The organism is Roseateles sp. (genome assembly GCF_036486225.1).
Taxonomy (GTDB): domain Bacteria; phylum Pseudomonadota; class Gammaproteobacteria; order Burkholderiales; family Burkholderiaceae_C; genus Roseateles.
In genome coordinates, this window is the sequence record NZ_DASVNZ010000119.1 from 1 (window position 1) to 3,579 (window position 3,579).

General features: G+C 70.6%; 3 protein-coding genes. All 3 read left to right on the forward strand.

Annotation, left to right across the window (positions count from 1 at the left end):
- The coding region (locus tag VF536_RS08385) for a hypothetical protein (RefSeq protein ID WP_331614369.1) at nucleotides 1-678 on the forward strand (678 nt) is incomplete at its 5' end.
- Nucleotides 679-794: 116 nt separating this feature from the next.
- Nucleotides 795-2,339 carry a methyl-accepting chemotaxis protein gene (locus VF536_RS08390; protein WP_331614370.1) on the forward strand — a complete coding sequence of 515 codons (1,545 nt, stop codon included), beginning with the start codon at nucleotides 795-797 and terminating at the stop codon, nucleotides 2,337-2,339.
- A 227-nt stretch (nucleotides 2,340-2,566) separates the two neighbouring features.
- A partial coding sequence (locus VF536_RS08395; RefSeq protein ID WP_331614372.1) for a methyl-accepting chemotaxis protein occupies nucleotides 2,567-3,579 on the forward strand: 1,013 nt, incomplete at its 3' end.

The following is a 3,579-nucleotide window of genomic DNA, read 5'->3' on the forward strand; positions in this document are numbered from 1 at the left end:
CTGTGCGACGACGACTGTCGCCTGGAACTGCCGCCGACGGCAGCATTCCGGGAAATGCAGCGGCAGCTTTCGGCCACGATCGCCGCGATGCAGAGTCGCGCCACGGCCTTGCCGAGCGCCGACGAGCGACGCGTCCTCCGCGGCGCGTTGCGCATGGTGCCCAGGGAGCTGCTGCCGGCGCCGGCGGCGATCGCCGTACAGGATCTGCTGCGTCGCCTGCCCGCGGACGAAGGCCGGACCGGCGCGGATCCAGGCGATCTGAGCCGGATCGCCCGGCTCTTTGCCGACCAGATGGACATGGCCTGCCCGGTGCGCGGCAGCCTGCGTCCGTCGCGCCTGCCGCGCGATCTCGTGACGGCCGCGCGGCTGCAGCACTGGGCCTGGCCCGACTCCGCCTACGCCAGGGCCGAGCCCGTCGACGACGAGCGCCGGACACGCGATCGCGCGGCGAAGCGCCTGCGTTCGGACTGGGAGTCGCGTCGCGGATTCGATCGGGCGCTCGAGGTCTTTGCCGAGACGCGCGTGCCGTTGCCCGACGCGGATCTGCTGTACCGCATGGGCGTGGTTCAGGCGGAAGCGCTGGCGGCGCAGTCCCGGGCGCGGCGCGTGTCCTTTGCCGACCGGATCCCGCGCAAGAACGCTGCACAGGGAACGGAAGGGGCGCACGACCCGTCGTGACGCGCTTCACGGCGGACACGGATCCTCGTCACCGGAGTGCGGGGCTTCCCCATCGCTGGCACATATCGTGCAATCGGCTCTGGCACCGTCGTTGACAAGACCCGTTGGAGACCGCCATGACCTTCCTGCGTCGTTTCACCACCGGCAAGCGCCTGTCGCTGGCCTTCGGCCTGATGCTGCTGCTGATCCTCGGGGTCTCGGCGCTCGGCATCCAGGGCAGCGGCCGCGTGTTCTCCGATCTCAAGACGATCTACGAGGACCGGACCCTTCCGCTCAAGCAGATCGGCGACATCGACAGCCTGATGCTGCGCAACCGCATCCTGGTGACGGAGATGATCCGCGACCCGGCGCAGCTGTCGACGCTGGACACGCAGCTGCAGGCCAACATCGCGACCATCACCGGGCTGTGGAAGGACTACATGTCCACCTACCTCACCGACGAGGAGAAGCAGCTGGCCATGGCCTTCGCCGAGGTCCGCGGCAACTACGTGCGGCACGGCCTGCTGGCGGCTCGCGACGCGGTGAAGGCCGGCGACGTGGCCCAGGCGCAGACGATCTACGGCGACCGCATCGTGACGCTGGGCGCGCAGGCGAAGACCGCGATCGACGCTCTGCTCGCGCTGCAGGTGCGCGTCGGCGCGGAGTCCTTCCGCAGCGCCGAATCGACCGCCGCGTCGGTGCGTGGTTGGAGCCTGGCCGCCGCGCTGGCCGCGGTGCTCATCGCGCTGGGCGCGGGCGTCTTCACGACGCGCTCGATCACCGCGCCGATGCAGGAGGCGGTCCACTTCGCCGAGGCCGTCGCGCAGGGCGACCTGCGCAGCCGCGACGCCACGCCCGGCCAGGACGAGGCCGCGCGGCTGATCGCGGCGCTGGGCGCGATGGCCGGCTCGCTGCGCGACATCGTCAGCCGCGTGCGCAACAGCAGCGAGAGCATCGCGACAGGCTCCAGCGAGATCGCCATCGGCAGCCTCGACCTGAGCCAGCGCACCGAGGAGCAGGCGAGCAACCTGCAGCAGACGGCCGCGTCGATGGAGGAGCTGTCGAGCACCGTGCAGAACAATGCGTCGACGGCCGGCCAGGCCGATGCGCTGGCCACGCGCGCCGCCGAGGCCGCGGGCCAGGGCGGCGGCGTCGTCCAGCAGGTGGTGCGGACGATGCAGGACATCAGCACCTCGTCGAAGCAGATCGCCGACATCATCGGCGTCATCGACAGCATCGCGTTCCAGACCAACATCCTGGCGCTGAACGCGGCGGTCGAGGCGGCCCGCGCCGGCGAGCAGGGCAAGGGCTTCGCCGTGGTCGCGTCGGAGGTGCGCGCGCTGGCGCAGCGTTCGGCGCAGGCCGCGCGCGAGATCAAGGCGCTGATCGGCCGCAGCGTCGAGCAGGTGCAGTCCGGGTCCGGGCTCGCCGACGACGCCGGCGCGGCGATGCAGGGCATCGTCGAGCAGGTGCGGCAGGTCAGCGTGCTCATCGGCGAGATCGCCTCCGCGAGCGGCGAACAGTCGCGCGGCATCCAGCAGATCGGCGACGCGGTCACGCAGCTGGACCAGGTCACGCAGCAGAACGCCGCGCTGGTCGAGGAGAGCAGCGCGGCCGCGGACAGCCTGCAGCAGCAGGCCAAGGAGCTCGCGGAGCTGGTGCGGGTGTTCCGGCTGGCGTGACGGGCACGCGAAGCCGTGTCGGACCGCGTGAAGCCGCGCGGGACGGCATGTGTCGTGTTGGTGTCCGCGCCACGCATGACCCGGCACCCGGCGTGAGATAGGTCGCGGATCGCCCGGGTTCCCTTATTCCATCGGCCCCTCGGACGAGGGACCCGGGTTCTCCCGCGTGTTGCCCGGGCCAGGGGGCACTCCCATAATCGATTGCACCATCGATATTGGAGTACGCCATGCTGAAGGCACTGAGCCGGATGAAGATCACGACCTTGTTGCAGGTCGGTTTCGCGGCGGTACTCGCGATGGCGGCCCTGATGACCGGGGTGGGCGTGTTCAAGCTGCGCGAGATGGTGCGGCTCAGCGACCAGCTGCACACGCTCGAGCAGCGCCGGCTGATGGCCACGAACTGGCGCGCCGCCACCGAACTCAACCTCAACCGCGTGATGGCGATGGCCAAGTCCGGCGGACACGAGGGCCTCAGCGGCTTCCTGTCCGGCGAGATGACCAAGACCACGGACCGCATCAACGCGCTGCAGGCCGACCTCGACAAGGCGATCGACGATCCCGAGCAGAAGGCGCAGCTGCCGGTCATCGCGGCCGAGCGGCAACGCTACGTCGACATCCGCAAGGGCGTGATGGCGGCGATCAAGGCCGATCCGGAGGCTGGCGGCCGGCAGGTCGACCAGACGCTGATCCCGGCGGCGGCCAGCTACCTGGCCTCGGTCGAGAAGCTGGTGTCGCTGATCTCGGACGACACCGAGACCTTCGCCGCGCAGCAGCGCGAGCAGGCCGCGCAGGCGGCGACGCTGATGCTGACGCTGACGGCGCTGGCCGTGGTGCTGGGCATCTTCATCGCGTGGCGCATCACGCATTCCGTGCGCGCGCCCATGGTGCGGGCCGGCGCGGTGGCGCAGACGATCGCCAGCGGCGACCTGAGCCAGGACATCGTCGTCGACCGCAGCGACGAGATCGGCGTGCTGCTGCGCGAACTGAGCGCGATGCAGGACTCGCTGCGCCGCATGGTGCGTCAGGTGCGGGACGGCACGGAGACGATCAACGTCGCGACGCGCGAGATCGCCACCGGCAACGAGGACCTGTCGGCGCGCACGGAGGCCACGGCCTCCAACCTGCAGGAGACGGCCTCGTCGATGGAGGAGCTGACCGGCACGGTGGCCAACACGGCGAGCTCGGCGCAGCAGGCCAACGACCTGGTGAGCGCGACGCGGGTGTCGGCCTCCAAGGGCGG

Bases quoted from the DNA above. Each gene is read 5' to 3' on its own strand.
- VF536_RS08390 (WP_331614370.1), top strand. From the start codon at position 795: ATGACCTTCCTGCGTCGTTTCACCACCGGCAAGCGCCTGTCGCTGGCC.